The sequence below is a fragment of the Streptomyces sp. NK08204 genome (genome assembly GCF_020400585.1).
Lineage (GTDB): Bacteria > Actinomycetota > Actinomycetes > Streptomycetales > Streptomycetaceae > Streptomyces.
Genome location: NZ_JAINVF010000008.1, coordinates 172,909 through 198,932, shown reverse-complemented (window position 1 = coordinate 198,932; position 26,024 = coordinate 172,909). Strand labels below are relative to the sequence as shown.

17 protein-coding genes are annotated in these 26,024 nt (G+C 72.7%); 16 read left to right on the top strand and 1 reads right to left on the bottom strand.

The window, feature by feature from the left end:
• Positions 1-2 precede the first annotated feature (2 nt).
• From K7G59_RS15625 to K7G59_RS15550, 15 genes are all read left to right on the top strand, one after another.
• Positions 3-2,087, top strand: a complete 2,085-nt coding sequence (locus K7G59_RS15625; protein ID WP_225834533.1) for a glycogen/starch synthase — start codon at positions 3-5, stop codon at positions 2,085-2,087.
• On the top strand, positions 2,080-3,186 hold the full coding sequence (locus K7G59_RS15620) for a sugar phosphate nucleotidyltransferase (RefSeq protein ID WP_225834531.1): 1,107 nt from the start codon (positions 2,080-2,082) through the stop codon (positions 3,184-3,186). The genes K7G59_RS15625 and K7G59_RS15620 overlap by 8 nt, the downstream gene beginning before the upstream one ends.
• Positions 3,183-4,133 (top strand): carbohydrate kinase family protein, encoded by a 951-nt coding sequence (locus tag K7G59_RS15615; protein WP_225834529.1) that lies wholly within the window; start codon positions 3,183-3,185, stop codon positions 4,131-4,133. The genes K7G59_RS15620 and K7G59_RS15615 overlap by 4 nt, the downstream gene beginning before the upstream one ends.
• Before the next feature lie 11 nt (positions 4,134-4,144).
• On the top strand, positions 4,145-7,162 hold the full coding sequence (locus K7G59_RS35050; RefSeq protein WP_308295044.1) for a Cof-type HAD-IIB family hydrolase: 3,018 nt from the start codon (positions 4,145-4,147) through the stop codon (positions 7,160-7,162).
• Positions 7,159-9,207, top strand: a complete 2,049-nt coding sequence (malQ, locus tag K7G59_RS15600) for a 4-alpha-glucanotransferase (protein WP_225834527.1) — start codon at positions 7,159-7,161, stop codon at positions 9,205-9,207. Before K7G59_RS35050 ends, malQ begins: the two co-directional genes overlap by 4 nt.
• An 8-nt stretch (positions 9,208-9,215) precedes the next feature.
• On the top strand, positions 9,216-10,424 hold the full coding sequence (locus K7G59_RS15595; protein WP_225834525.1) for a sedoheptulose 7-phosphate cyclase: 1,209 nt from the start codon (positions 9,216-9,218) through the stop codon (positions 10,422-10,424).
• The gene (locus K7G59_RS15590) at positions 10,417-10,773 is read left to right on the top strand and encodes a cupin domain-containing protein (RefSeq protein ID WP_225834523.1); all 357 of its coding nucleotides are present in this window, start codon (positions 10,417-10,419) and stop codon (positions 10,771-10,773) included. Before K7G59_RS15595 ends, K7G59_RS15590 begins: the two co-directional genes overlap by 8 nt.
• On the top strand, positions 10,770-11,810 hold the full coding sequence (locus tag K7G59_RS15585) for an ROK family protein (RefSeq protein WP_225834522.1): 1,041 nt from the start codon (positions 10,770-10,772) through the stop codon (positions 11,808-11,810). The genes K7G59_RS15590 and K7G59_RS15585 overlap by 4 nt, the downstream gene beginning before the upstream one ends.
• Positions 11,807-12,736 carry a sugar nucleotide-binding protein gene (locus K7G59_RS15580; protein WP_225834521.1) on the top strand — a complete coding sequence of 310 codons (930 nt, stop codon included), beginning with the start codon at positions 11,807-11,809 and terminating at the stop codon, positions 12,734-12,736. The genes K7G59_RS15585 and K7G59_RS15580 overlap by 4 nt, the downstream gene beginning before the upstream one ends.
• Positions 12,737-12,761: 25 nt before the next feature.
• Positions 12,762-14,702, top strand: coding sequence for a radical SAM protein (locus K7G59_RS15575; protein ID WP_225834520.1), 1,941 nt, complete (start codon positions 12,762-12,764; stop codon positions 14,700-14,702).
• 122 nt (positions 14,703-14,824) lie between these two features.
• Positions 14,825-16,318: a GMC family oxidoreductase gene (locus K7G59_RS15570; RefSeq protein ID WP_225834519.1), complete on the top strand. Its 1,494-nt coding sequence runs from the start codon at positions 14,825-14,827 to the stop codon at positions 16,316-16,318.
• 38 nt (positions 16,319-16,356) lie between these two features.
• Positions 16,357-17,301, top strand: coding sequence for an aldo/keto reductase family oxidoreductase (locus K7G59_RS15565; RefSeq protein ID WP_225834518.1), 945 nt, complete (start codon positions 16,357-16,359; stop codon positions 17,299-17,301).
• 703 nt (positions 17,302-18,004) lie between these two features.
• The gene (locus K7G59_RS15560; RefSeq protein ID WP_225834516.1) at positions 18,005-19,231 is read left to right on the top strand and encodes a hydrolase; all 1,227 of its coding nucleotides are present in this window, start codon (positions 18,005-18,007) and stop codon (positions 19,229-19,231) included.
• A gap of 703 nt (positions 19,232-19,934) precedes the next feature.
• Positions 19,935-21,839 carry a glycosyltransferase family 39 protein gene (locus tag K7G59_RS15555; RefSeq protein WP_225834514.1) on the top strand — a complete coding sequence of 635 codons (1,905 nt, stop codon included), beginning with the start codon at positions 19,935-19,937 and terminating at the stop codon, positions 21,837-21,839.
• Positions 21,840-22,246: 407 nt separating this feature from the next.
• The gene (locus K7G59_RS15550) at positions 22,247-23,257 is read left to right on the top strand and encodes a hypothetical protein (protein ID WP_225834513.1); all 1,011 of its coding nucleotides are present in this window, start codon (positions 22,247-22,249) and stop codon (positions 23,255-23,257) included.
• 117 nt (positions 23,258-23,374) lie between these two features.
• Here the strand turns inward: K7G59_RS15550 and K7G59_RS35340 are convergent, their stop codons facing one another.
• Positions 23,375-24,124, bottom strand: a complete 750-nt coding sequence (locus K7G59_RS35340; protein WP_225834658.1) for a serine hydrolase — start codon at positions 24,122-24,124, stop codon at positions 23,375-23,377.
• Between the two features lie 261 nt (positions 24,125-24,385).
• Here K7G59_RS35340 and K7G59_RS15540 point away from each other — a divergent pair, with 261 nt between their 5' ends.
• Entirely contained in the window at positions 24,386-26,020 is a 1,635-nt protein-coding gene (locus tag K7G59_RS15540) for a sigma-70 family RNA polymerase sigma factor (RefSeq protein ID WP_225834510.1), read from the top strand.
• Positions 26,021-26,024 lie beyond the last annotated feature (4 nt).

The window sequence follows — 26,024 nt, the reverse complement described above, 5'->3', positions numbered from 1 at the left end:
CCGTGAACGCGCCCCGGATGCACATCATCGAGACGTACTTCGAGTGCTGCGGCTTCGACCACACCTTCCTGCAGGGCGGCACGTCCGTGTACCTGTGGAACCTGTCCAGGACCTTCGCCGCCCGCGGCCACCGGGTGTCCATCGTCACGCCCGCGCACGGCAGGCTCGACGACCTGCGACAACGCTACGAGGTGGAGGACCTGCCCTACGAGGACGTCTACGCTCTGCCGGTGGTCCTCGACCCCCGGGTCTGGCAGGGCTTCCCGGAGCAGGTGGACCTGGCGCTGCGCACCACCGCCCACCGCATCCGCCTGGAGGGCGTGGACCTGTACTTCCTCGCCAACGAGTACCTGAACCAGCTGCCGGACACCTTCTACCCTCCTTACTCCGCCAAGGGCCAGGACCTGGTGTTCTTCAAGCCGCTGGTCTTCCAGGTGGACAGCGTGCGGTTCCTGCGCGGCTGGTTCGGCGACGAGAAGGCCGTCGTCCACGCGCACGAGCCGTACTACCACTACCTGCTGCCCGCCGCCCTGCGCGGGGACCCGGCGAAGCTGGTCGTCAGCAACGTGCAGAGCAACATGCCGATCACCAAGAAGGTGTACGCGCCCGAAGTCGAGCGGCTCTTCGAACTGCTCGACGTGGACGTCAAGCTCCCCGCTCCCGAGCCCGAGCCCGACGCGCCCGCGGCGATCGTCCAGTACCAGCAGCTCACGCACCTGCACTACACCTACCCAGCCGACCATGTGGCGATCTACGAGCTGACCGCCGAGCACGCCGATCTGATCGACTTCCTGTCGCCGGGTCAGCTGGACTTCTACGCGGGCTTCCGTGACACCCCGTTCGAGGCGCTCTTCAGGCGGCTGCCGATCGCCGACGTGGTGCGCCGCAACGCCCACAAGATGTTCGTCGGCGGCTGCGCCATCTCCGACCAGTGGCTGGCCTGGGATCCCGCCGAGGTGGACCGGGCGGAGGTGCTCGGCGGCCTCGGCCTCGACCCCGCGCTGCCGACGTTCTTCCACAACGCCCGTTACGCCGTCCACCACAAGGGCCAGGTAGAGCTGATGCGGGCCGTGGACCGCGTGCTGAGCGAGGGCCTGGCGGCCAACTTCGTCATCCGCTGCATCTCCGGCAACGGGATCGACGACCCGTTCTTCCACGAGGTCGCCGCCCGCCACCCGGGCCGGCTGCACTTCGAGTGGGAGCGCGTCGAGGAGGCACGCGTCTTCGCCTGCGCGGCGGCGTCCGACTTCGCCCTGTTCCCCTCCAAGTTCGAGATGGACACCTTCCTGATCGCCCAGGGCGAGGCCATGGCCGTGGGCGCGGTGCCGATCGCCACGGACCAGCGCGGCATGGAGCACTTCCGGCACGCCGACGGCCCGGACACGGCCACCGGTTTCGCCGTGAACCGCTCCTTCGCGGAGGACGACGAACTGCTCACCGCCGCGCTCGCGGACCGCATCCGGCAGGCGGCGGCACTGTGGTCGGACGAACCGGCCCGCTACCGGGAGCTGTCCGAGCGTGCCGCGGCCGTCGCCCGGGTCTTCACCTGGGACCACTGCGCCGACCTGCACCTGGCGGCGTTCGCGCGCCTGTGGGAGGGCCGGCCCACGGCTCTGTCCCCCGAACTCGCGCTCAGGCAGGGATGGTTCGACCTGCTCACCGACGAGCAGGTCACCAGCGCGGCCGCGATCGAGCACGGTGACATCGAGGCCTATGAGCGCCGCACCCCGCTCGACGCGGATGCGGCCCTGCGGATGTTCCGTACCGCATGGCAGCGGGCCGACTTCGCCGCCTGCGAGCGGGTCCTGGACCGGAACCCCGAGGCGGTGCCCGCGGCGGAGACCGCTCGGCTGCGCCAACGCTCCCGCATCCTCACCGACGGACGTCTGGAGTACCGGCTGCCGCACGCCGAACGGGTGGAAGTCGTCGAGCCGCGGCGGGGCTCGGCACGGGCCCTGCCGAACGTGCGCACCCTGGAACGCACCGGGCCGGGCGTGTTCACGGGGGAGGCTCCGCAGGCCGGCGGCCGGCTGCTGCTCACGCTGTCCACCGGCCGGGTGACCTGGGACGAGGTGCGTCATGGCTGATCTGCGTGCCGTGCGCGCGGTGCTGCTCGCGGGCGGTGAGGGCCGCCGGATGGGCCCGCTGGGCACCGGGCGGCTCAAGCCGCTGGTCCCCTACGGCGGCACCTGCCGGCTCATCGACTTCAGCCTGGCCAACGCCCGCGCCTCGGGCCTTTCGGAGGTGCTGCTGCTCTCCCAGTACGAGGAGCGGCTGCTGATGGACGACCTGCACCGGGTGTGGAACACCGGGCCGGGTTTCCGGGTGCACTTCGGGCCGTACGACACCGCCTACCGAGGCCGGGAGGTGCCGGTGCGGATCCCGCAGCGCACCTGGCCGCTGGAGCGCGGCACCGCCGACGCGCTGATCCGCAAGGGTGAGTACATCTTCACCGAGGGCGTCGAGGACGTCCTCGTCCTGCACGCCGACCACGTCTACCGGTACGACTACGGCCCGCTGGTCGAGGCGCACCGGGCCTCCGGCGCGGCGCTGACCATCGCCTACCAGCGCATCGACAGACGCTGGGTGCACCTGTTCGGCATGGTCCGCTTCGACGGCGGCGGCCGGCTCACCGAGTTCGTCGAGAAGCCGGAGAACCCCACCTCCGACCTGGTCTTCGCAGCCTTCTGCGTCTTCGACGCCGCCGTACTGCGCCGGTACCTGAGCGACCTGGACGGCACCGACTGGCAGCACGACATCAGCCGTGACGTGATCCCCGCGATGCTGGCGGCCGGGGAGCACATCCGCGGCCACGAGGTGTGCGGCCACTGGGAGGACATCGGCACGGTGGAGCGCTACCACCGCGCGCACCTGGCCCTCGTCTCGGGGCCGCGGGCGCCGCTGCCCGTCGAGCGGATGCCCCGGACGGTGCGGCCACAGGTCGCAAGGCGCTGGGTCGCCGACGCCCCGGGAGTGCGCGCGTCGTTGGTCCCGGCGGACCTCGTCAACGCCGGGCTGGTGGCGCAGAGCGTGCTCTTCCCCGGGGTCCGGGTCGGCGCGGGCGCCCGGGTGCGGCGCAGCGTGGTGCTGCCCGGCGCGGTGATACCGCCCGGCGCCGACATCGACGCGGCCGTCGTCCTGGAGGACGGACACATTCAGCACGTTGCCCAAGGAGTGAGCGCATGACCCTGACCGAGCACCGAAGCAGCGAACAGCGTCCGAGCGACTACGACGTCCTGGTGGTCGGCGGAGTCGGCGTGGACACCATCGTGCGCGTGGACGAGCTGCGCGTACCGCCGGGCGACTCCGTCTTCGTGGAGCCGCTGAGGGACTACGTCGGACACACCGGAAACGGCGTGGCACTCGGCTGGCACGCGCTCGGTCTGCGGACCAAGTTCATCGACTTCCTCGGCGAGGACCCGCAGGGCCGTATGGTGCTGGAGCACTACGACCGCCACGGCCTCGACTTCAGCCATCTCGTCTCGCCGTACGGCACCCCCCGCTCGGCGAACCTCGTGGACCCGCAGGGCCGCCGCTTCTCGTTCTACGACGGCCGGCACCCGGCCGATCTCAGACTGCCCCGCGACTTCTACCTGCCCTTCCTCCAGCGGGCCGCCCACGTGCACCTGTCGATCATCGGCCACAACCAGGACATGTACGAGGACATCCACCGCCTCGGCGTGACCAGTTCGACCGACCTGCACGACTGGGACGGAGACAACCCGCACCACCGGCACTACGCCCTCAACTCCGACTACGTCTTCCTCAGCGCGGCGGCGATCCCCGACCGGCTGCACACCGTGCTCCGGGCCGTGATCGACGAGGGCCGGGCCCGGTTCGTGGTCGCGACCGACGGGGCCGACGGCTGCTACCTGCTCGAGCGCGGCGACGACACGATCCGTCACTTCCCCGCCGTACGTCCCGAGCGTCCGGTCGTGGACAGCAACGGTGCCGGTGACGCGTTCGTCACCGCCTTCCTGCACGCCTTCTTCGAGGGCCGTGCGCTCGAGGACTGCGTGCTGGCCGGATCGGTGGCCGGGGCGTTCGTGTGCGGCAGCGTGGGCACCCACACCGAGTTCATCGACCTGCCGGGGCTGCGCGCGGCCAGTGCGCGCGCCGCGGCGAGCTGGTGAGGCACCGGCGCATGCACATCATCCACTTCGCCTTCGAATGCGGCGGGTTCGACAACCGCCTGATGCGCGGCGGGCTGTCCCCGCTGGTGTGGAACCTGTCGCGTGAGTACGCCGCCCGTGGTCACCGCGTGTCGCTGGTCACTCCGGCGCACGGGCTCCTCGCTGCGCTGCGGCGCGACCACCCGATCGAGGAACTCCCCTACGTCCATGAACACCGCGTCCCGCTCGTGCTGGACCCCAAGGTGTGGCCGGAGCACCCGTCCGAGATCACCCTGGAACTGACCACCCGGGCCCACCGGCTGCGGCTCGACGGTGTGGACGTCTACTTCCTCTCCGACGCCTTCCTGGACCTGCTGCCCGACCGCCTGTATCCCCCGCCCGGCACCGAGGGCAGGGACCTGGCGTACTTCAAGCCCCTGGTCTTCCAGGTCGCGGGGGCGCACTTCGTCCAGCGGTACCTGGGAGGCGAGGAGGCGGTGGTGCACGGCTTCGAGCCGTACTACCACTACCTCCTGCCGGCCCTGTTCGCCGACGACCCGTCCCTGCGGACCGTGAGCACGGTCGCGGCCAACGCGCCCGTTGCGCAGAAGGTGTACCGCCCGCAGGTGGAACGGCTGCTCGGCCTGTTCGGGGTGCGCGCGGACCTGGACGCCCTGGAGGATCCGCCGCCCGCCGAGGACAGTGCGGAGGCGACCATGGCGCGGGCTCTGGCTGGCACCCGGATGCACGTGGAGTACGGCCCCGACCACATCGCCTTCCTGCCGCTGGTGCTGGCGTACGCCGATCTCGTCGACTTCGTCTCGCCCGGCCAGCGGGACTACTACAGCACCTTCCGCGACACCCCTTTCGAGGGCCTGTTCCCCACCCTGCGAGTGTCCCGCACGCTGCGGGAGCAGGCGCACAGACTGTTCATGGGAGGCTGCGGGATATCCGACAGCTGGCTGGCGCGCGATCCGGCGGCCGTGGACCGCGAGGCGGTCCTGCGTTCCCTGGGCCTGGATCCCTCCCTGCCGGTCTTCTACCACGCCGCCCGGTACGCGGTGCACCACAAGGGGCAGCTGGAGCTGGTCCGTGCCGTGGAGGAGGTCCTGGCGAGCGGCACCGAGGCGGCCTTCGTCCTGCGCTTCGCCACCAGCGGGGGCGGCGGGCAGGCGGCACCCGTCGGCAACGCGTACTTCCAGAGCGTCGCCGACCGTCACCCCGGGCGGATCCACCTGGACTGGCGTCTGGCCGACGAGGACACCCTGTTCGAGCAGGCCGCGTGTGCCGACTTCTGTGTCTTCCCCTCGAAGTTCGAGCTCGACGGGTTCCTCATCGCCCAGGCCGAGGCGATGGCGTGCGGCGCGGTGCCGATCGCGACCGCGCAGAGCGTCACGGCGCACTTCGGGCACGCCCTGCCCGAGGACGATCCGCGGGCCACCGGGTTCTCGCTGCCCGGCTCGTTCCGCGACGACGACCCGGACCTCACCCGCGCACTCACCGAGCGCATACGCCAGGCCGCGGCCCTGTGGCGCGCGGCCCCCGACGACTACGCCCAGCTGTCGGCCAACTCCCGAGCCACGGCCCGGGAGTTCACCTGGGCACAGAGCGCGGACCGGCGCCTGGCGGCCTTCGCGGATCTGCTGCGGGGCCGGCCCAGGCCCTTCCCTGCCGAGGACGCGATCCGGTACGGCTGGTTCGACGGCCTGCCCCCCGCCGCCTGGATCCGGCACCGGGAGCTCATCGCACGGTCCGCCGCCGAGCTGGGTGACGTGACGGCGTACGGACGGTGCGCACCGCTCGACGAGGGCGCCTACGAGCGTCTGTTCGCAGCCGCCTGGGCGCGGGCTGACTTCGTACGCTGCGCCGAGACCGCGCGTGCGGCCGGACGGGAGGACTGGGCGGCGCGGGTGCGCGGGCGGTACGCGGTGCGTCCGGGTCCGGCGGGCCGCCGGCGCGTGGAGTACCGGCACCCCGAGGCGCGGCACGTGGAGGTGGCGGTGCCCGGTACCCGTACCTGTCCCTCGGGCCTGGAGTCCCGGGCTGAGGCCATCGCCTCCGACGAGGCCGTGCCCACGGGCAGCGGAACCGTCCTGGTGCCCCTGGAACGGGCAGGCGCGGGAGTCTTCCGGGGCGTCCTGGACGGGCCGCCGGCCGGGCAGCATCTGCTCGTCATGCTGACCCTGGCCTCGGGACGTGTCACCTGGGACACGGTCCCCGTCGGGTCCTCGGCCGGCCCGCCGCCGTTCCGGCTCGTGGCGACCGACCTGGACGGCACCCTGCTGCGCAGCGACCAGACCGTCTCCGACCGCACCCTGCGCGCCCTCGCCGGGGCGGCCGAAGCGGGAGCCCGGCATCTCGTGGTCACCGGGAGACCCGCCGCCGCCTGCAAGCAGTACCTGGCCGCGCTCGGCTACCGCGGGCTCGCCGTGTGCGGGCAGGGCGCCCAGCTCTACGACGTCGGCGCCGACCGGCTGCTCAGCTCGGCCTCGCTCGACCTGGACCTCGCACGGCGCGTGGTCGAGCGGGTCGAGGCGGCGCTGGGGCCCGTGGAACTGGGTGTCGTGACGGCACCCCCGGAGAGCCGTTTCAAGGTCACCCCCCGGTTCGGGGAACGCGTCCGGCACGGCTGGGACGTCACGACCGACCGGCGGCTGCTGTGGACGGACCCCATAGACAAGCTGGTGCTGCACCACACCAGCGTGCCGGAGGACGAAGTCGAGTCCGTCGCACGGAAGTTGTGCGGGGACGAGGTCACCGTCGTGCACTCGGTGCAGGGGATGGTGGAGGTCCTGCCGGCGGGCACCACCAAGGCGGCCGGGGTGGAGCGGGCGGCGCGGCTCCTCGGGTTCGAAGCGGCCGAGACCATCGCGTTCGGCGACATGCCCAACGACATCCCGCTGCTGGCCTGGGCCGGGCACGGGGTGGCCGTGGGCAACGCCCATCCGGCACTGCGGGCGATGGCCGACGAGATCGCGCCCGGGAACGACGAGGACGGCGTCGCGGTCGTCCTGGAACGCCTCTTCGGCACCGCGGAGCCCGCCTCATGACCGAGATCCTGCACGAACTGGCCCAGGCCCACGGGGTATCCACCGCCTACACCACCGACCGGGGGCACCGGGTGGCGGTGGCCCGGGACACGCTCGTGGCCGTGCTCGCCGCCTGCGGCGTGGACGCGGCCACCGACGCGGCGGCCCGTGCCGCGCTGGCGGCCCACCGCGAGCATACGGCGGCCCGGCTGCTGCCCGAGTGCGTGGTCCTGCGGGGAGGTGCCGTGCCCCGGCTCGGCCTGCCCGGTGACGCCACGGCGGAGGTGGAGCTCGAGGGGGGCGGCGCGGCTGCCCTGTCCGGATCCCTTCCCACCGGCCGGCACACCTTGCACGTCCGTGCACCGGGGCGCCGGCAGTCCGCGCCGCTGCTGGTCGTACCGCAACGGCTGCCCGTGCCGGCCGGGCGGCACTGGGGGTTCCTGGTCCAGCTGTACTCGGTGCTGTCGCGGCGCTCGTGGGGCATGGGGGACCTCGGTGACCTGGCGGAGCTGGCCTCCTGGTCGGGACGCGCCCTCGGGGCCGGCTTCGTGCAGCTCGGTCCGCTGCACGCCGTCGAGCCCGGGCCGCTGCCGGACCCGTCGCCGTACCGGCCCAGTTCCCGCCGGTATCCCGACCCTCTGCATCTGAGGGTGGAGGCGATCCCGGAGTACGCCTACCTGACGGGTGCGGCGCGCCGCAGCGCCGACCGGTGTGTCACGCGGGCACGGGCGCTGAACGAGGGTGTGCTGCGCGGCGACCTGCTCATCGACCGGGAGAGTGTGCGCCTCCTCAAGCAGGAGGCGCTGCGTGTGGTGCACCAAGTGCCCCTGCCGCCCGGACGGGCAGCCGCCTTCGCGGAGTTCACCGCACGCGAGGGCGAGGACCTGACCGACTTCGCCACCTGGTGCGCGCTGGCCGGTGTGCACGGTGGGGCCTGGCGCTCCTGGCCGGCCGAGCTGCGCGACCCGCGTTCCCCGGCCGTGGCCCACGCCCGCAAGGAGCTGGCCGCCGAGGTCGATTTCCACCGCTGGCTCGCCTGGGTCACCGACGAGCAGCTCGCCGCCGCGCAGGCAGCGGCAGGCGCGGCCGGGATGAGCATCGGCCTGATCCACGACCTGGCGGTCGGGGTCGCTCCCGAGGGCGCCGACACCTGGGCGCTGCAGGACTGCCTGGCCACGGGGATGAGCGTCGGCGCGCCGCCGGACGACTTCAACCCGCTCGGGCAGGACTGGGGCCAGCCGCCGTGGCGCCCGGACAGACTCGCCGCGTCCGGCTACCGGCCGCTGGCCGGGCTGCTGCGGGCCGGGCTGCGGCACGCGGGCGCCCTGCGCGTCGACCACGTGATGGGCCTGTTCCGCCTGTGGTGGGTGCCCGAGGGCCGGCCGCCGTCCGAGGGCACCTACGTCCGCTACGACGCCGAGGCGATGCTGGGTGTGCTGATGGTGGAGGCGCACCGCGCCGGCGCGGCCGTCATCGGTGAGGACCTCGGCACGGTCGAGGCCGGCGTACGCAGGGCGCTCGACGAGCGCGGTGTCCTCGGCACGTCCGTGCAGCGGTTCGAGTATCTCGGGGGTTCGGAGGGCCGGCTGGGTCCGCTGCCGCCCGAGCGGTGGCGGCACGACTGCCTGGCCACGCTCACCACCCACGACCTGCCGACGACCGCCGCCTGGCTCAGCGGTGAGCACGTCGAACTCCGCGCGCGGCTGGGCCTGCTCACCCGCCCGGAAGCGGAGGAGAAGGCGGAGGCCGCCGCCGAACGCGATGCCTGGCTGGCCGAGCTGGAGCGGCTCGGGCTGCTGCCCGATCCGGACGGCGAGGTCGTCGCGCTGCACCGCTTCCTGTGCCGCACCCCGGCACGTCTGCTCGGCGTGTGGCTGCCGGACGCGACCGGCGACCGCAGACCTCAGAACATTCCCGGCACATCGACGGTGCACCCCAACTGGCGGCTGCCCGTGAGCGATGACCAGGGCCGTCCCGTACCGCTGGAGGACCTGCCCGGCCGGCCCCTGGTGGCCGCTGTGTCCCGGGTGTTCGCGGACTTCGGCGTCAACCGTGAGAACAGTTGAGGAGAGACATGTCAGGCCAGGTTCTTGATCGGGTCGGCCATCCGCCGGCGGGGGTCCGCGAGGACCCCGGCGGTTTCGACCTGAGAGCCCCGGACGGCGTCCGCTACCGGGTCGACGTCACCACCGGCGCGCTCGACCCGCACAACGCCCTGCTGGCCGGCTACCTGGAGGGCCGCCGGGTCGTCGCCTTCGTCAGCCCGACCGTCGACCGGCTCTACGGCGACCGGCTGCGCGCCTACCTGGACGCCCACGGCCGGCACGGCCAGTGGACCCTGCACGTCATACCGACCGGCGAGCACCACAAGACGCTCGCCGCGGCGGAGCACGTCTGCGCGCTCGCCAAGGCGGACGGGCTGGACCGGCACGGTGTGATGCTCGCCGTCGGCGGCGGCATCGTCGCCGACGTGGTCGGTTTCGCCGCGTCCATCTACGCCCGGGGCATCCGCTACATCAAGGTCAACACCACCCTCGTGGGCCAGGTGGACGTCGGCGTGGGCGTCAAGACCGGAGTGAACGCCCTGCAGACGAAGAACATGTTCGGCGCCTACCACCCGGCCCACGCCTCCGTGAACGACCCGGCCTTCCTCGCGACGCTCCCGCACCGGGAGATCCGCTGCGGGCTCGCCGAGATCGTGAAGATGGCCGTGATCCTGGACGGGGACCTGTTCCGGACGCTGGAACGGCACCCGGACGCGTTCCGGCGCCTCGACGACGACGGCCGCCCGGACCATTCCCACGGGGAGCTGGAGACCTACGTCCTGCGCACGTCGATGCGCCTGATGATGGAGGAACTCTGCCCCAACCTCCAGGAACACGACCTGGCCCGGCTCGTCGACTTCGGCCACACCTTCAGCCCGGTCGTCGAGACGGCCGGCGGACACCGCCTGGAGCACGGCGAGGCGGTCGCCGTGGACATGGCGCTCTCCGCGCACCTGGCACGCCTGCTGGGACTGGCGGACGACGAGACCTGCGACCGCATCGTCCGGCTGCTGCGGCGGATCGGACTGCCGGTGTTCGACCCCGGCACCTGCACACCGGAGCTGATGACCCAGGCCCTGCGCGCCTCCTGGCAGCGCCGGGGCCGCAAGCTGCACCTCGTCGTCCCGACGGGCATCGGCAAGGCGGCCTTCGTGGAGGAGCTGGAGGACGTGCCCGGGGACGTCCTGACGGCGGCGCTGGAGGCGCTGGCGGCGAACGGGGAGCGCGCCGATGCCTGAGCCCCTGGTCAACCTGCGGGACCTGCTGGCCGGCAAGGAGCAGGACCACGGCGGTGTCGGCACGATCCTCGCCCACCGTCTCTTCGCACGCCGGCCGGGCTCCCCGGGCGCGGACTTCATCGACCTGGCCGTGCTGCCGCCGGGCACCTCGATCGGCCGGCACCGCCACGGCGCCGACCGCGAGACCTACGTCGTGCTCGACGGCAGCGGCCTGATGTACCGCGACGGCGAGGAGTTCCCGGTGGGCCCCGGCGACGTCGTCGTCAACGCCGCCCACGGGGAGCACGGCCTGCTCAACGACGGTGAGCGGGACCTCAGACTGCTCGTCTTCGAGGAGGAACTGGGGTGAGCGGCATACTGGCCGACGACGTGTTCACCGTGCTCGACGTCGGCGGCACCACGCTGCGGGTGGGCACCTACGACCCCGCGACGGGCGCCGTCTCACGGGTGCGCCGGGTGCCGGTCGACGGCATGCACCGCGATCCCGGTGCACCGGTGCCGGTGCTCCAGCGGCGGGTGGTGGAGCAGATCGTGCGCGAGGTCGCCGTGCACACCGGCGGACGTCCGCCGCGGGCGCTGGGCGTGGCCTTCGCGGGGCCGATCACGGCCGCCGGGCTGGTGCTCGCCGCCCCCACCGTCTGGGGGCGGCGCGGGGATCCGTTGCCGCTCGGCGAGCTGCTGGCGGAACGCACCGGTGCACCGGCCGTGGTGGTGAACGACCTGACGGCGGCGGCCTGGCGGTACGCGGCCACCGAACCCGGGGACTTCTGCCTGCTGACCGTCAGCTCCGGCATCGGCAACAAGGTGTTCCGCGGCGGCGAGGTCCTCGTCGACGCCGACGGCCACGGCGGCGAGCTGGGCCACTGGGTCTGCGACCTCTCCCCGGACGCGCCGCTGTGCGACTGCGGGGGACGCGGCCACCTGGGCGCCATCGCCTCCGGGCGGGGCGTGCTGGCAGCGACGCGCCGGGCCGCTCACGCGGACGGGACCGCCTTCCGCGGCTCCCGCCTCGCCGCGCTGTGCGACGGCCGTGCGGAGCACATCGACAACCGGGCCGTCGCCGCGGCGGTACGCGCGGGCGATCCCTTCGCCACCGAGGTGCTGCGCGCCACCCTCACCTGCCTCGCCCAGGCGATCACGGGAGTCTTCACGGCGATCGCGGTGTGCCGCTTCATCCTGATGGGCGGCTTCGCCCTGGCCGTCGGAGAACCGTACCGGCGGCTGCTGGTGGGCGAGTTGGTGCGGCTGGGCTGCTTCGGCCTCGATGCCGCCCAGATCGACCGGATGGTGTCGCTCGGGGTCGCCGACGACGACCACGGGCTGATCGGTGCGGGCCGGCTGCTGGCGGACCGGACCCTGGTGTCCTCCTCGCAGGGGGCGCCGTGAGCGTTGACAGCACCCTCGTGGTGGGCAGCGGCCTGGTCGGCACCGGCATAGCCCGGCATCTGGCATCGGCGGGTGAGGCCGTGACCCTCGTCTCGCGCCGCCGGCCCGTCCTGCCGCCCGAGAGCTACGGAGCCCGCTGGGACGCCCTGGACGCCACCGACGCCGAGGCCTGCCAGGGGCTGCTCGACCGTCTGCGTCCCGGGCGGATCGTCCTGGTGCACGGCCCGTCCGACGTCACCTGGTGCGAGGACCACCCGGAGGAGGCGCGGGCCGCGCACGTCGCCGTGGCGGGCACCTTCGCCGCCCTGGCGCCCGGCACGCGGATCGTCATGATCTCCACCGACAACGTCTTCGGCGGCGGGACGGCCCACAACACCGAGAGCACCCCCGTGTCGCCGGCGAACGCCTACGGCCGGGCCAAGCTGACGGCCGAGCGGGCGCTGCTCACCAACGCCCCCCGTGCCGTGGTCCTGCGCGTCAGCCTGGTCTACGGACACGAGCCGGCCGACGCGGGCAAGTGGCTGAACTTCTTCGCCGCCTGCGCCCACGGGCTGCAACGCGGTGAGCGGATCGAGGCCCCTGACGACCACTGGACGACACCGGTCCTCCTGGACGACGTGGCGGAGGTGACCGCCGCCCTCCTGCACGCCGGACACCCGCTGCCCCCGGTGCTGCACCTGGGCGGGCCCGACCGCGTCACACGCGCCGAGTGGGCCACCGTCATCGCGCGGGCGCTGGGCGTCCCCACGGGCCTGGTGACACCGGTGCCGCGGGCCCGTACGCGCTATGCCTCCCGCCCGGTGAACGCCTGTCTCACCAGCGAGCTGCTGGCGGATCTCCCCGCCACCGAAAAGATCAACGTCCGGGGCGTGCGCGAGGGAGCGCGCGTGCTGGCGCCGGCGTTCGCCGGGACTTCCGCCGTCTGAACCCGCACCTGCACGAGGAGCCACCTTGGCCACAGCACCCACGCGTTTCCGGCATGCCCGGCTGTACCTCACCTTCCGCTGCAACTCCCGCTGCGGATACTGCAATGTCTGGCAGGACCCCGTCTTCGACGGACACCGGGAGCTGACGGCCGACGGACTGCGCCGCTGCCTGGAGGAACTCGCGGAACTGGGCGTCACCTACCTGGATATCACCGGTGGCGAACCGTCCCTGCACCGCGAGCTGGTCACGGCGGTGCGCCATGCCCGTGACCTCGGCATGACCGTGGAACTCACCACCAACGCCATCCGGTTCGCCCCGCAGGCCGCCGAGATCGTTCCGCTCGTCGACACACTGAACATCTCGCTGGACACGCTCAGCGCCGAGCGCTACCACCGCATCCGCGGGACCGACACACTGGACCGCACCCTCACCCTGGTGGAGAAGCTCCGGGCCGACGGGGCGGACAACCTCAAGCTGATCTGCGTCGTCACCGACCAGAACGCGGCGGAACTGCAGGACGTGGTCGCCTACGCGCAGCAGCACGAGGTGGACATCTACCTGGCGCCGATGTTCGACTACTTCGCCGCGCAGAGCGAGGTGCGCCCGGCCGGCTCGGTCCGCATGCTCAAGCTGGCCGCCGTCAACGGGCGCAGCGACGCGACCGCCCCGGCCCAGGCGCCGCGCAAGGTCCCCTCGTCCCTCCTGCTGCGGAAGGTCGCGGAGCAGCGGTACGAGCGGCGCACCGTGGTGAACCTGGCCTTCCTGCACCATCTGCGCACGCTCGACCCGGCGACCGTGACCGCCTGCGGGGCCGGCTCGCGCATTCTCACCATCGGTCCGGACGGCCGGGTGATGCTGCCCTGCTACCACGACTGGGACGCCTCGCTCGCCTGGGAACGGCCGTACCGGGAACTGGTGCGGGACCCGGAGCTGATCCGGGTGCGGGACGAGGAGGTGGGACACCGCCCCGCGTGCCGCACCTGTGCGGTCTTCCCCTACCTGGGGCTGCCGATGAGCCACCGGCTGACCACGCCGTTCCTGCTGCAGGCGTTCTCGCGCGAACTGGACCGCCTCAAACCGTACGCCGAGGCCATGACGCCCGAGCGCCGTGCCGTACTGCTGGAGCGGAGCGATGCGGTGCTGGCGGAGGTGGAGCGCGTGTCCGCCCCGCTGCGGCCCGGGCAACACCTCGACGAGCTCTACCACTTCGAGGCGGAGGACGGGGGCGTGCGCACCGGCCTTGCGGCGGAGCCGGTCACGGTGGAGGAGCTGCTGGCGGACCACGCCCATGACGACTGCTGGCGGGTCCAGCGCAGCCCGCACCGGATCGTACGGCTGCTGTACAGCGAGATCGTTCCCGCGCTGGCCGACGACCGGCAGGCAGACCTCCCGCGGGCGTCCGCACTCATCGAGGAGGTCCTGGACGTCCAACTGGACTGCTGGAGCATCCTGCTCTCGCCGCTGCCCGCCGGCGGTGCACCGGACACCGCCGCACGGCAGCGGCTGGCGCGCTGGTGCGACCGCGCCGGGCGGGCGCTGCGCGGCCGGCCCGGTGCGTCGGCGCTGGCTCTGCTGGCCTCGCTCAGCACGCTGCCCGCCGCGGACATCGCCTCCTGGGGCTCGCCGCGCGGACACGCGGAGGAGCCGTTGGCCGTGAAGCTGCTGCGCTCCCTGGCCGGCCCGGAGCGCCGTACGGAGCTGGCCTGCCTGTTCTCCCCGGAGCTGGTCCCCGCGCTGGTCGGCGAGCCGGTCGCAGCGAGGACGCCGGCAGCCGGTCCGGTACCGACCCCCGAGGAGGCGCGCGGCGGCCGGGAACCGGAGCGGTTCGCGGCGGCCCTGCGCCACGCGGACACCGAAGCGCTCCGCGCGGCGGTCAGGCGCTGGAAGGCCGCCGCGGACCCGGCGACCGCGCGGCACATCGAACGGCGTCTGCTCCTCGCCGAACTCGGAGTGCCGCCTGCCTGATGCCTGCGGGCCCTCCTCCGCCTCCGCCCTCCCCGGCTCGACCGGTCCCCCGACCACCGTTCCTCCGACCACCGTTCCTCCGACCGCCGTTCCCCCGGCGCCGACACCTCGACGGAGCAACCATGACGAACCACTCATCCACCCCCTCCGGCTATGACGTCGTCGTTCTCGGCGGCGGGGTGGCCGGATGCGTGCTGGCGGCCCGCCTCAGCGAGGACCCGGGCCGGTCGGTGTGCCTGGTGGAGGCGGGCCCCGACTACGGGCCACGGCCGCAGGAGTGGCCGCAGAAGCTGCTGAACGCCCGTGCCCTGCCGCGTGACGACGTGTGGGAGCGGCACACCGCGTTCTACCGCATCCGGGCCCGGGTCCTCGGCGGTTCCTCATGCATCAACGGCGCGTGGAACACGTGGGGTTCGCACGCCGACCATGACGAGTGGACGCACGCGGGCGGCCGGCGGTGGTCGGCCGCGGCGCTGGAGCCGTACCGTCTGCGGGCCGTGGACCGGATGGGCCTGCGCACCGTCCCCGACCGCGAACTGTCCGCCTGGGCCCTGGCCGCCCTGGCGGCAGCAGGCGAACTCGGCTACGCCGAGGTGGACATGGGCGCGCCCGGCCGGCCCGGCTACGGTCGGCCGCTGCTCAACACCGCCGACGGCCTGCGCTGGAACGCCGCCTTCGCCTACCTGGATCCGGCGACCCGGTCGCGGCCGAACCTGACGGTCCTCGCCGGTGCCGTGGTGGACCGGCTCGTCGTCCGCGCGGGCCGGGTGCACGGCGTGCACGTCGTCGTCGACGGGCAGCAGGTGACACTGGCGGCCGACACGTACGTGCTGGCGTCCGGCACCTTCGGCTCCCCCGCCGTGCTCCTGCGCAGCGGCATCGGACCCGCCGCGCACCTGAAGGAGACCGGCATCCGGTGCGAGGCGGATCTGCCCGGTGTCGGCGCCAACCTGTCGGACCAGCCCGGTGTGTTCATACCCCTGTCGCCCACGGACGGACTGAACGCGGCGCTGGCCGCCAAGGAGAGGGCCGGGGAGCTGTACGTCAGCCGGATGCTGGTCCGGGCGGCCAGCGAGCACTGTCCGGACGGGGCGTGGGACCTGCACCTGCTGCCCACGGCGGGTCCGCCCCTGTTCGGCAAGCTCGCGCCGGGGACGTACGAGGCCGGTGTCTCCGCCTTCCTGATGAAGCCGGTCTCCCGCGGGCACGTCCGGCTCCGCTCGGCCGATCCCCTCGAACCCCCGCAGATCGACCCGGCGTTCCTCACTGACCCCGACGGCCGCGACCTCGCCGTCCTGCGGTCGGGGCTGGAGAAGGCGCAGCAGCTGGCGACGGTCATGAAGCCGCTGGCAGCGCCCGCGGACGCGGCACCGGTTCACGCGCTGGCCGACGCCGATCTCCGCGACCGGGTGGGCACGTACTGGCATCCCGTCGGGACCTGTGCCATGGGCCCGGCGGACGACCGGCAGTCGGTGGTCGACGGGGAAGGCGCGGTCCACGGTGTGGCCGGACTGCGGATCGCCGACGCCTCCGTCCTGCCGACGGTACCCGCCGCCAACACCCAGCTGCCGGTCCTGGCCGTCGCCGAGATGCTCGCCGACACCCTGCGCGCCTGACCGTCCCTTCACCACCCGCACTCATCACGGAGACCGCCATGGCGGAACAGAGCGACATACGCGCACACAAGCTGATCCACGGCTGCATGGGACTCGGCGGAGGCTGGGACAGCCGGCCGTACACGGCCGAGGACGTCCAGCACGCCGAGAGCACGGTCGAAGCGGCCCTGGCCGCCGGGATCACGGCGTTCGACCACGCCGACATCTACCGGTACGGCAAGTCGGAGGCCGTCTTCGGCGAGGTGCTCGCCCGGACGCCCGGGCTGCGGGGACGCATCGTCCTGCAGACCAAGTGCGGCATCCGGATGCCCGACGGCGACCAGCCCGGACACTACGACCTGCGGGCGGCGAGCATCCTGCGGCGGGTCGAGGAAAGCCTGGGCCGGCTGCGCACGGACGTGCTGGACGTCCTCCTCCTGCACCGGCCCGACCCGCTCGCCGACCCCGTCGAGATCGCCGAGGCGCTGACCTCGCTGCGGGCCCAGGGCCTGGTCCGGCAGTTCGGCGTGTCCAACATGACCGGCCCGCAGATCGCCTCCCTCCAAGCGCACCTGGACGTCCCGCTCGTCGTCAACCAGCTGGAGATGAGTCTGGCCCAGCGCGACTGGGTGGAGGCGGGTGTCCTGTTCAACACGCCGGCCGCCACGCAGAACGGCTTCGCTCCCGGCACGCTGGAGTCCTGCGCGTCCGGCGGCATCCGGCTGCAGGCCTGGGGCCCGCTCGCCCAGGGGCGCTTCACCACCGGTACGGACACCCCGGTGAACCGGCTCGTCGCCGACCTCGCCCGGCGCAAGGACACCACACCGCAGACCATCCTCCTGTGGTGGCTGCAACGCCATCCGGCCGGAATCACCCCCGTCATCGGCACCTCCCGCCCCGAGCGCATCAGCGCCTGCCGGGACGCGGTCCTGCGCGAGCCGGACCTCACCCACGAGGAGTGGTACGAGTTGTGGGTCGCCGCGCGTGGCCGCCCGCTGCCCTGAACCGTTCGGCGCCGACGGGGCTTTCCCCGCAGGCACACGTCATGGCCGGCCGGTCACCGCACCGGCCGCTGTGAGCGGGGCGACCAGGTCGGCCCGCTCACAGCGGCCCCTGTTCGGCTGCCGCGCCCGAGACGGTCACCTGGAGCAGCCGGATCTCCCAGCCGGGCCCGCAGGTGCTGGCCCTCCAGATGGAAAAGCCTGGCTCCGCGTCCGGTCCTCCTCACCACCGGCTCGTCGAGGAGACGTTCCGTGCGGACGACGACGCCGGGCGCGGGCATGGTTCCCCGTGCGTCGGCATCGAGTGACTCCTCCGCCGCAAAAGCGCCCGCCGGCAGTCGACCGGACCGCTCCTCACGAGCCGTCACCCGGCCGAGGGCGGTGGGAGGACCACCGGCAAAGGCCCGCTTCCCAGGGGTGGCTGCGGAGTGACCGCGGCGGCTGCGGTGCGGCTGCCGGATGAGGCACTGGCCGTGATCCGACCTTGCTTGTCGCGGGTGGGCGCGGTAGACACATGGTCCCGGACCCGGTGGCCCCGGGCAGCGGTACGGTGTGCCGCAGACATTCGTCGGGCCCGTGGCCTATGACCAACCAGGGGAGTTCCATGCGACACCGCCGACCCCGCCACCGCAGCAGACGTATAGCCCGAGCGGTCGGTACCGCAGGCGTGCTGGCCGTTGCAGTAAGTGCCGGAATCACCCCGGCGATGGCCTCTGGAAAGACGCCTCGGAAAAGCACGGCCACCGCGCCCGACCAGGCCGCGCCCTGGGCACCGGAGAACGACGCCACGCCACCGCAGGAAGCCGTGCACCCGGCCGTCACACCCGACCAGGAGGGAAGTTCCACTCTCCAGCTCACGCTTCCCGCGCCGAGCGGACGCCACCCGGTCGGCAGGTTCAGCCAGCACCTCGTCGACAGGTCCCGCATCGACCCCTACGTACCGGGCAACAGGGCCCGCGAGTTGATGGTGACGATCTGGTATCCGGCCTCCTCCACGTCCGGCCACGCACGGGCACCGTGGATGCCGTCGGTCTCCGGTGGTCACTTCCTCGCCACACGCGGCCTGACGCCGCAGCAGGTGGCGCTGCCGCAGACCGCCGGCCACATGCTCGCCCCGGTCGACACCACGCTCGGCAAGCTGCCCGTTCTGCTGTACTCGACCGGGCTGCACTCCGACCGTGCGATGGGCACCGCGCTCGTCCAGGACCTCGCCAGCCGGGGCTACATCGTCGTCACCGTCGATCACACCCACGACGCCAATGAGGTCCAGTTCCCGAACGGACGGCTCGAGTTCAGCACCATGCCGGCCGGTGCGCACTCCTCCGACACGCTCAACGTACGCGCTGCCGACATCCGCTTCGTCATCAACCAGCTCGGCGTCATCGCCCAGGGGGGCAACCCGGACGTCGACCACGCCAAGCTCCCCTCCGGTCTGTCGCACGCCGTGGACACGTCCCGCATCGGGATGTTCGGCTGGTCGCTGGGCGGCGCTGCGGTCGACACCGCCATGCAGCTCGACCACCGCATCGACGCGGGCGCCAACCTGGACGGCCAGTTCTTCGGCTCGGCGCCCGGCAAGGACCTGGACCGGCCCTTCATGCTGTTCAGTTCCGGCACGCACAACCGCAACAACGACGCGTCGTGGCGCACGCTGTGGTCCCATCTCAAGGGATACCGGGTCGACATCCAGCTCCACGGCTCCAAGCACCTGTCGTTCAGCGACAGCGAGACGCTGGTGCCGCAGGAAGCGGAGCTGCTGGGGCTCTCCCCGGACCAGCTGGACCAGATGTACGGCACGATCGACCCGGACCGAGCGATCAAGATCCAGCGTGTCTACCTCGCTGCCTTCTTCGACCAGGAGCTGCGCCACAAGCACAGGTCCCTGCTGGACGGACCCGCCAGCAGTTACCCGGAGATCTCCTTCGTCCGCTGACCGTGCATCCGGAGACCGGGCCTCGTACGAGGGGCCCGGTCTCCGCTGGGGGAACGACGTGGAGGCCCCGGCGAAGGGTCGTAAGTGTGATGGTCGCGAGTGTGATGGTCGTGTGATCTCGTGCGGCTAATGTGTGCACTTGTCGAACGTTCGAGCGCTTGTCGCCGGTTGAGAGAGGATCCGCTGCCCTGGCCACCGCTTCTCGGACGCCACGCCGACACCGCACCCTCCGTCCCGCCGATGTGCCGCTGCTCGACGGGGTGCGCTTGCCGGTCGCCCCGCGCATCGCGCTGCCGTCCCCGGTGGTGGTTCCCACCCGGGCAGGCCTGGGCGGCATCGGTTCCGGGCGCATTCCGCAGGCCGTGCCGCCGGGAGCGCGGCAGACCGCCGCGGACATCCGTGGCAGCGCACGGCACCGGACGCACCGTGGGCATCCGCGACGCCGTGGACACCCTTGACGTACCGACGCCGGCGGCGCGGTGTCGCCGGCCGCGGCCGGCGACCACTGCCGCACGTACCGGGGCCTCGTCGACCACAGCCGCCGCCGCTTGGGCCCCGGCCGCTGGGCCGCCGCCCCGAGCACGCACCATCCGCCGGGCCGCGTACTGCTGGGCGCCACCGACCGTGCACCGCGGCTTCCGGGCCGCCCGCCGCCCGTACCCCGCCGCCGCCCCGCCTGACCACTGATCGAGGACCCTTCCCCATGGCCACCACCTCCCACGCCCAGCCCGCCGGTTCCCACGGCCGCCGCCGGACATCGCACCGCCGCGGCGGCCGGCCGGAAGCCCCTGCCCGCTGGGAACGCCCGGCGCTCGCCGCGGTCCTGGCCGTCGCCGCGTTGCTGTACGCCTGGGGCATCGGTCACGCCGCGATCCACCCTTACTACAGTGCGGCGATACGGTCCATGGCCACCAGCTGGCGCGCCTTCTTCTTCGGCGGCCTCGACCCCAGCGGTTCGATCACCCTCGACAAGCTGCCCGGCGCCTTCTGGCCCGAGGCCGCCGGCGTCTGGCTCTTCGGCCCGCACACGTGGGCAGCCGCGCTGCCGCAGGTCGCCGAGGGCGTGCTCACCGTCTGGCTCCTGCATCGGATCGTGCGGGGCTGGGCGGGCCCGTTCGCCGCACTGGTCGCCGCACTGACGCTCACCTTCACCCCGGTCACCGTGGTACTCAACCGGGCCACCATCCCGGACACCACACTCACCCTGCTGCTGGTGGCAGCCGCCGGTGCTCTGCATAAGGCAGCGCGGACCGAGCGGCTGCTGCCGCTGATCACCTGCGGCATCTGGGTCGGACTCGCCTTCCAGGCGAAGATGCTGCAGGCGTGGCTGGTACTGCCGGTCTTCGCCGTCGTCCACCAGATCACCGCGCCCGGCACCCCGTTGAAGCGGGCTCTGCGCTTCCTGCTGGGCGGAGCGGTCGCACTCCTCGTCTCCTGCTCGTGGGTGCTGCTGGCCTGGGCAACCCCCGCCGCGGACCGCCCCTACCTCGACGGCACCTCCAACAACAATCCGTTCAGTCTGGTCTTCGGATACAACGGCATGAGCCGCTTCAGCAGCGATCCCCACGCCTTCGGTGCCGTTCCGGGCACCGCCGCCAGCCGGACCACCGGAAACACCGGCTGGGGAATGCTGATCAATCACACCGTCGGCCCGCAGGTCGCCTGGTTCCTGCCGCTCGCCGTGCTCGCCGCCGTGCTGGGCCTCGTCTGGCGCGCCCGCGAGCCGCGCACCGACGTGCTGCGGGCCGGATTTCTCCTCTGGGGCGGCTGGCTGGCCATACACGCCGTGGTGTTCAGCGTCTCCAACGGCAACCACCCGTACTACACCGCCGTCATCGCCCCGGCACTCGCCGCGCTGGCGGGCGGCGGGCTCGCCCTCTTCCGGTCCGAGTACGAGGCGGGCGGTCGGCGGCGCATCGCGCTTCCGTCGGCCATCGTGCTGACGGTGGCCTGGGCGCTGGTGCTCGACTGGCCGACCGGGTTCCTCTCCTTGCTGCTGCTGCTCGCCGTGATCCTTGGGATGTGCGCCGCGCTGGGCCTGTGGGTCCTCGGTCCGCGCGCCTCCTACCGGATGGTCCAGGGGGCTCTGGCCGCCGGAATCGCGGCCACTTTGCTCGTACCTGTCGGCTGGGCCGTCTCCTGCCTCGACCCGCTCTACGCGGGCGCCTCCACTTCACCCACGGCCGGTCCGGTCGGCAAGACGTATCACCGCGCCGTCCACAACCGATCCGCTCTGCGCCGGGTGGAGCTCGACCGTCCCAGCAGCCGGGACACCGCACTGCTCGACTACCTCACCGCGCACCGCCACGGCGAGAAGTACCTGCTCGCCACCCAGGCCGCCTATCCCGCGGAGCGCCTTCTGCGTGCCCGTTCCCACCCGACGCTGGTGATGGGCGGATTCACCGGCAAGACCCCCTTCCCCACAGCCCGGCAGCTGAGCACCCTCGTCGCCACTCACCAACTGAGCTACGCGCTTCTCACCCCCCGGCGGCCCGCCACCCCCGCCACGGCTTGGGTGAAGTCGCACTGCACGCGTATCCGCTCCGGGGCCTACGGCTGGCGCACCAGGGGCAGCTTCGCCCTCTACCGTTGCGGCCGGCAGGACTGAGTGCCGGGCGCCCGCTGAGGATGCGCAGCGGGTGACGCGCTGGGGGCGGTCGACTGGGTCTGGCGCGGCGTCCGGCGCCCCGAGGCGGGCCCACTTGCGTGGGCGGCCGAACGCATCGCAGCCGGCTGCACCGCCACCAGGAGCCGCCTGGCCGCAGGTCTCCTCCTCGCCGAGCAGGCGGATGGGCCTCCTCGCCCCGGGCCGACCGGCATGGGGCTGCGGTCACCGTCCCGGACACGGCCACCGGGTGAGCGCGGCGGCGGCTCGTCCCGCCGCCTGACGCCGTCCGTGAGTGGGCACCGCCGGCGGTCCGGCCCTCAGCGGATGCGTCACTCCGGCAAACCCGGCAACGCCCCGGACACCCTTGGTCGTTGTGGCTGGAAGCGGCTGTCGTATCGTTACGGCGCATGTGGCCAGGACAGCAGTCGTCAAGAGACGGACAGAATCCGCAGCAGCCCGCGGCCGGAGGCCGGTCGAACCCGTACCAGCAGCCCGACCCCGGCACGTTCCAGTCGAACCCGTACCAGCAGCCCAGCCCCGGCAGCACGTTCCAGCCGGACTCCTACGGGCAGCCCCAGTCCTGGCAGATGTCCACGCAGCCGGCAGCCGGCGCACCCGTGCCCCCGTCGAAGGGCGGCGCCCGGAACCGGACCGGACTCGTCGCCGTCGTCGCCGCGGCGGCCGTCGTGCTCGCCGCGGGCGTCACCGGATTCCTCGTGCTCGACGGCCACCGGCACGACGGGCCCGGCCCGAAGCCGACCGACGTCGCATCACCGTCGCGGAGTTCGGCCGATCCCCGGGGATCCGACACCCGGACCGCCACGGTCAAGGGCTGGAAGGTCGTGGTGAACCCGACCCAGGGAATCGCGTTCGATGTCCCGCCCCAATGGGAGCTCCAGTCGTCCGGCTGGGTCTCCTATGTCTCCAAGGACGGGGACCCGGACGACAAACCACTCATCGCGATACGCAATGTCGCGATGCTGGAGAAGAAGTGGTGTTCCTCGGACGGGAACCGGGACGGCACGCCGGAGGACACACCACTGGCCGAGGTGGGTACGAGGGGCAACAACGGTTACCGGTCCACTCAGGAGATCGCCGGTTCAGACCCCGAGACCTGGGTGTACGGGGCCTACACGCAGCCGGACAAGGCGAAGGTGAAGTCCGCCCCCGTCGAGGCGTTCACCACGAACTCCGGCCTGGAGGGCAGGCTGGGCGTTGCCTGGTCCGTGGGCGTGAAGAAGTCGAAGAAGTGCGCCACGGACGGCAAGGCATGGACCTTCGCCTTCAAGAACACCGCAGGGGATCTGGTCTCCTGGTCGTTCGTCGGGGCCAAGAACGTGCCCGACGAGGTACCGGACGCGACCGTACGGAGAGTCGCGACCACGGTACGGCTCTACAAGGCCGCGCCGGATTCCTGACGGGGACACCGTCTCCGGCCGTCGGCGTCCCAAGGAGTACAGAGACCCCGAGACCCCGAGGCCCAGCGCCGCAGCCACCACAACCACGACGCCCGCCCAGCGCGAAGGCGAACCCGGTCAGCGGGTCGGCGCAGGCCGTGCTAGCGCCGGACCCGCTGTGGCCGAAGCCGCCCGCGGGGCACGCCGGTTCGGATGCGCTGTCCCCCACCCCGAAGCCGTGACCCACGGTCCGCGGTGCGCCCAGCACCGTGTCCACCCCGCTCGACCCACCCGGTGGCCGCCGCCTTCGAGGTCGTCGCCGACGGCAGCCGCACGCCTTGCAGTCCGCCGCCGCGGGCCGCCGCCGCGGGCCGGCGCCGCGGGCCGGCGCCGCGGGCCGGCGCCGCGGGCCGGCGCCGCGTACATCCGGGCAGCCCGCGTGCGGCCATGATGCCGTTGGCCGGCAGTGCCGTGCCCCGGACGTCGCGGCGGTTGGCCGGCTCGGCAACAGGGAGCATCCTGTGCGGAACGCAGTCTAAGAACGGCGCCCTGGGCGGCATCCGTTGCAGCCGCGCAGCCCGGCCGCCGTCGTCGCAGGTGACCACCGTCGTAGCGGGTGGCCACCCTGGACGCCAGGTGCTCGGGGACGTGGATGAGCACTTCGGCCCTGCCGGACCGTGGCCAGTACCGCGCCACCGGTGCCTCGTAGGCCGGCACTCCTCGGTCCACCAGCACCGCGGCCAGGGCCGCCGCCACGCCCTTCCCGGTCGACCAGGCCGGGACCAAGGCGTCCGAGCCCATCGGCCGTCCCCGCCCGGCGTCCACCACCAACTCGCCGTCGAGCCAGGCCGCCAGCTGTACCCCGGTCTCGCCCCCCGATCCGGTCACCTCCACCAGGACCGCCTCGACGCACCGCTTCGCCAGGTTGTCCAGCACGGCGCCGACGTCCACCGCACCTCCCCCTTCCGCCCCTCGCGCCCGCGATCACGCGCCCACTGGCGGCCCTGTGATCTCCTCCATTGCGGTCGTCGACCGGTGCGAGGAGCCTCTGCTCGAACGAGTCTGCGAAGAAGTGTTATCCGGGGCTCGCCGCGCGGTCTCCCATGTGCCGGGCAGCGCCGTTCGGTATCGAGGACAGGGAAGCTTTTGATGAGTACACAGCATGCGGTGGAGTCGGCAGCGCTGGTGACCGCTGCCGGAGCAGGCGACCCGGAGGCCCAGGACGCCCTGGTCAGCGCGTACCTTCCGCTGGTTTACAACATCGTGGGCCGTGCTCTGAACGGCTCGGTCGACGTGGACGACGTGGTGCAGGAGACGATGCTCCGGGCTCTGGACGCGTTGGGTGACCTGCGTGCTCCCGAGCGCTTCCGCTCCTGGCTCGTGGCGATCGCGATGAACCAGGTCCGGGCGCACTGGCAGGCCCGGCAGTCCGCGCCGGACGCCGTGGAGGAAGCCGCCGATCTCGCGGATCCGGGTGCGGACTTCGTGGACCTGACCCTGGTGCGGCTGCAGTTGTCCGGCCAGCGGCAGGAGACCGCGCGAGCAACTCGCTGGCTGGATCCGGACGATCGAGGACTGCTGTCGCTGTGGTGGCTGGAGTGCGCCGGCGAGCTGACCCGCACCGAGGTCGCCGCGGCCCTGGAGCTGTCGCCGCAGCACACCGCGGTACGGGTACAGCGCATGAAGGCACAGCTGGCGGCGGCCCGTGTCGTGGTGCGGGCGCTCGACGCGCAGCCTCCCTGCGAGGAACTCCGGGGCATGCTGGATCCCTGGGACGGCCGGCCCTCGGCACTGTGGCGCAAGCGGATAGCCCGGCACGCCCGCAGCTGCATACGGTGCTCCGGCCTGTGGAGCGGATTGATGCCCGCGGAGGGACTCCTGGCGGGCCTGGCACTGGTCTCGGTGTCGTCCGCGCTGCTCGCCAAGTGGGGTCCCACCGCGGACCGGACGGCGACGGCGGCATACGCAGCGCGGATGTCCGCCGGGGGCGCCGGCACGGACCCGGCGGCGAAGCACCGGGCCGCCCGCGGCCGGGCCGGCTCCCGCGGCGAGAGGCGCCGTCGTCGGCGCGTGCGGCGCCGGGCCGTCGGCGGCGCCATGCTGGTGGCCTGCGTCGCGGGCGGCGGCCTCTGGTACTTCGGGACCGGTGCCGGGACGGGGAACGGCAGCGCGACCCGTGCACAGACCCCCGACGATCCCGTCGCGGACCTCTCCGTCCCGCGCCCGGTCGAGACCGCCCCACCGACCAGAACGACACCTTCCGCGCCGACCGCGTCGGCGACGAAGAAGCCCGTCGCCAAGAAGACCCCGCACCCCGCCGCATCGAGCGCGTCCACCCCCGGGCAGGCCGCCCGGCCCACTCGGACCGCGTCCATCGCACCACAGACCCGGACGGCTCCTTCGGGCACCGTCACGCAGGTGGTCGCGCTGGTGAACAAGGAGCGGGCGGCGGCCGGCTGCGGACCTCTCGCCCAGGACCCGCAGCTGCAGAAGGCCGCACAGGGCCACTCCGACGACATGGCGTCCCGTGACTTCTTCGACCACACCAACCCGGACGGTCTCGGCCCAGGGCAGCGCATCACGGCCGCGGGCTACCGCTGGTCCGCCTACGGGGAGAACATCGCCCTGGGCCAGCAGACCCCGCAGGCCGTGATGGACTCCTGGATGAACAGTCCCGGCCACCGCGCCAACATCCTCAACTGCGCGTTCAAGAACATCGGCGTGGGCGTCCACACGGGTACGGGCGGACCGTGGTGGACACAGGACTTCGGTACGAAGCTCTGACCTG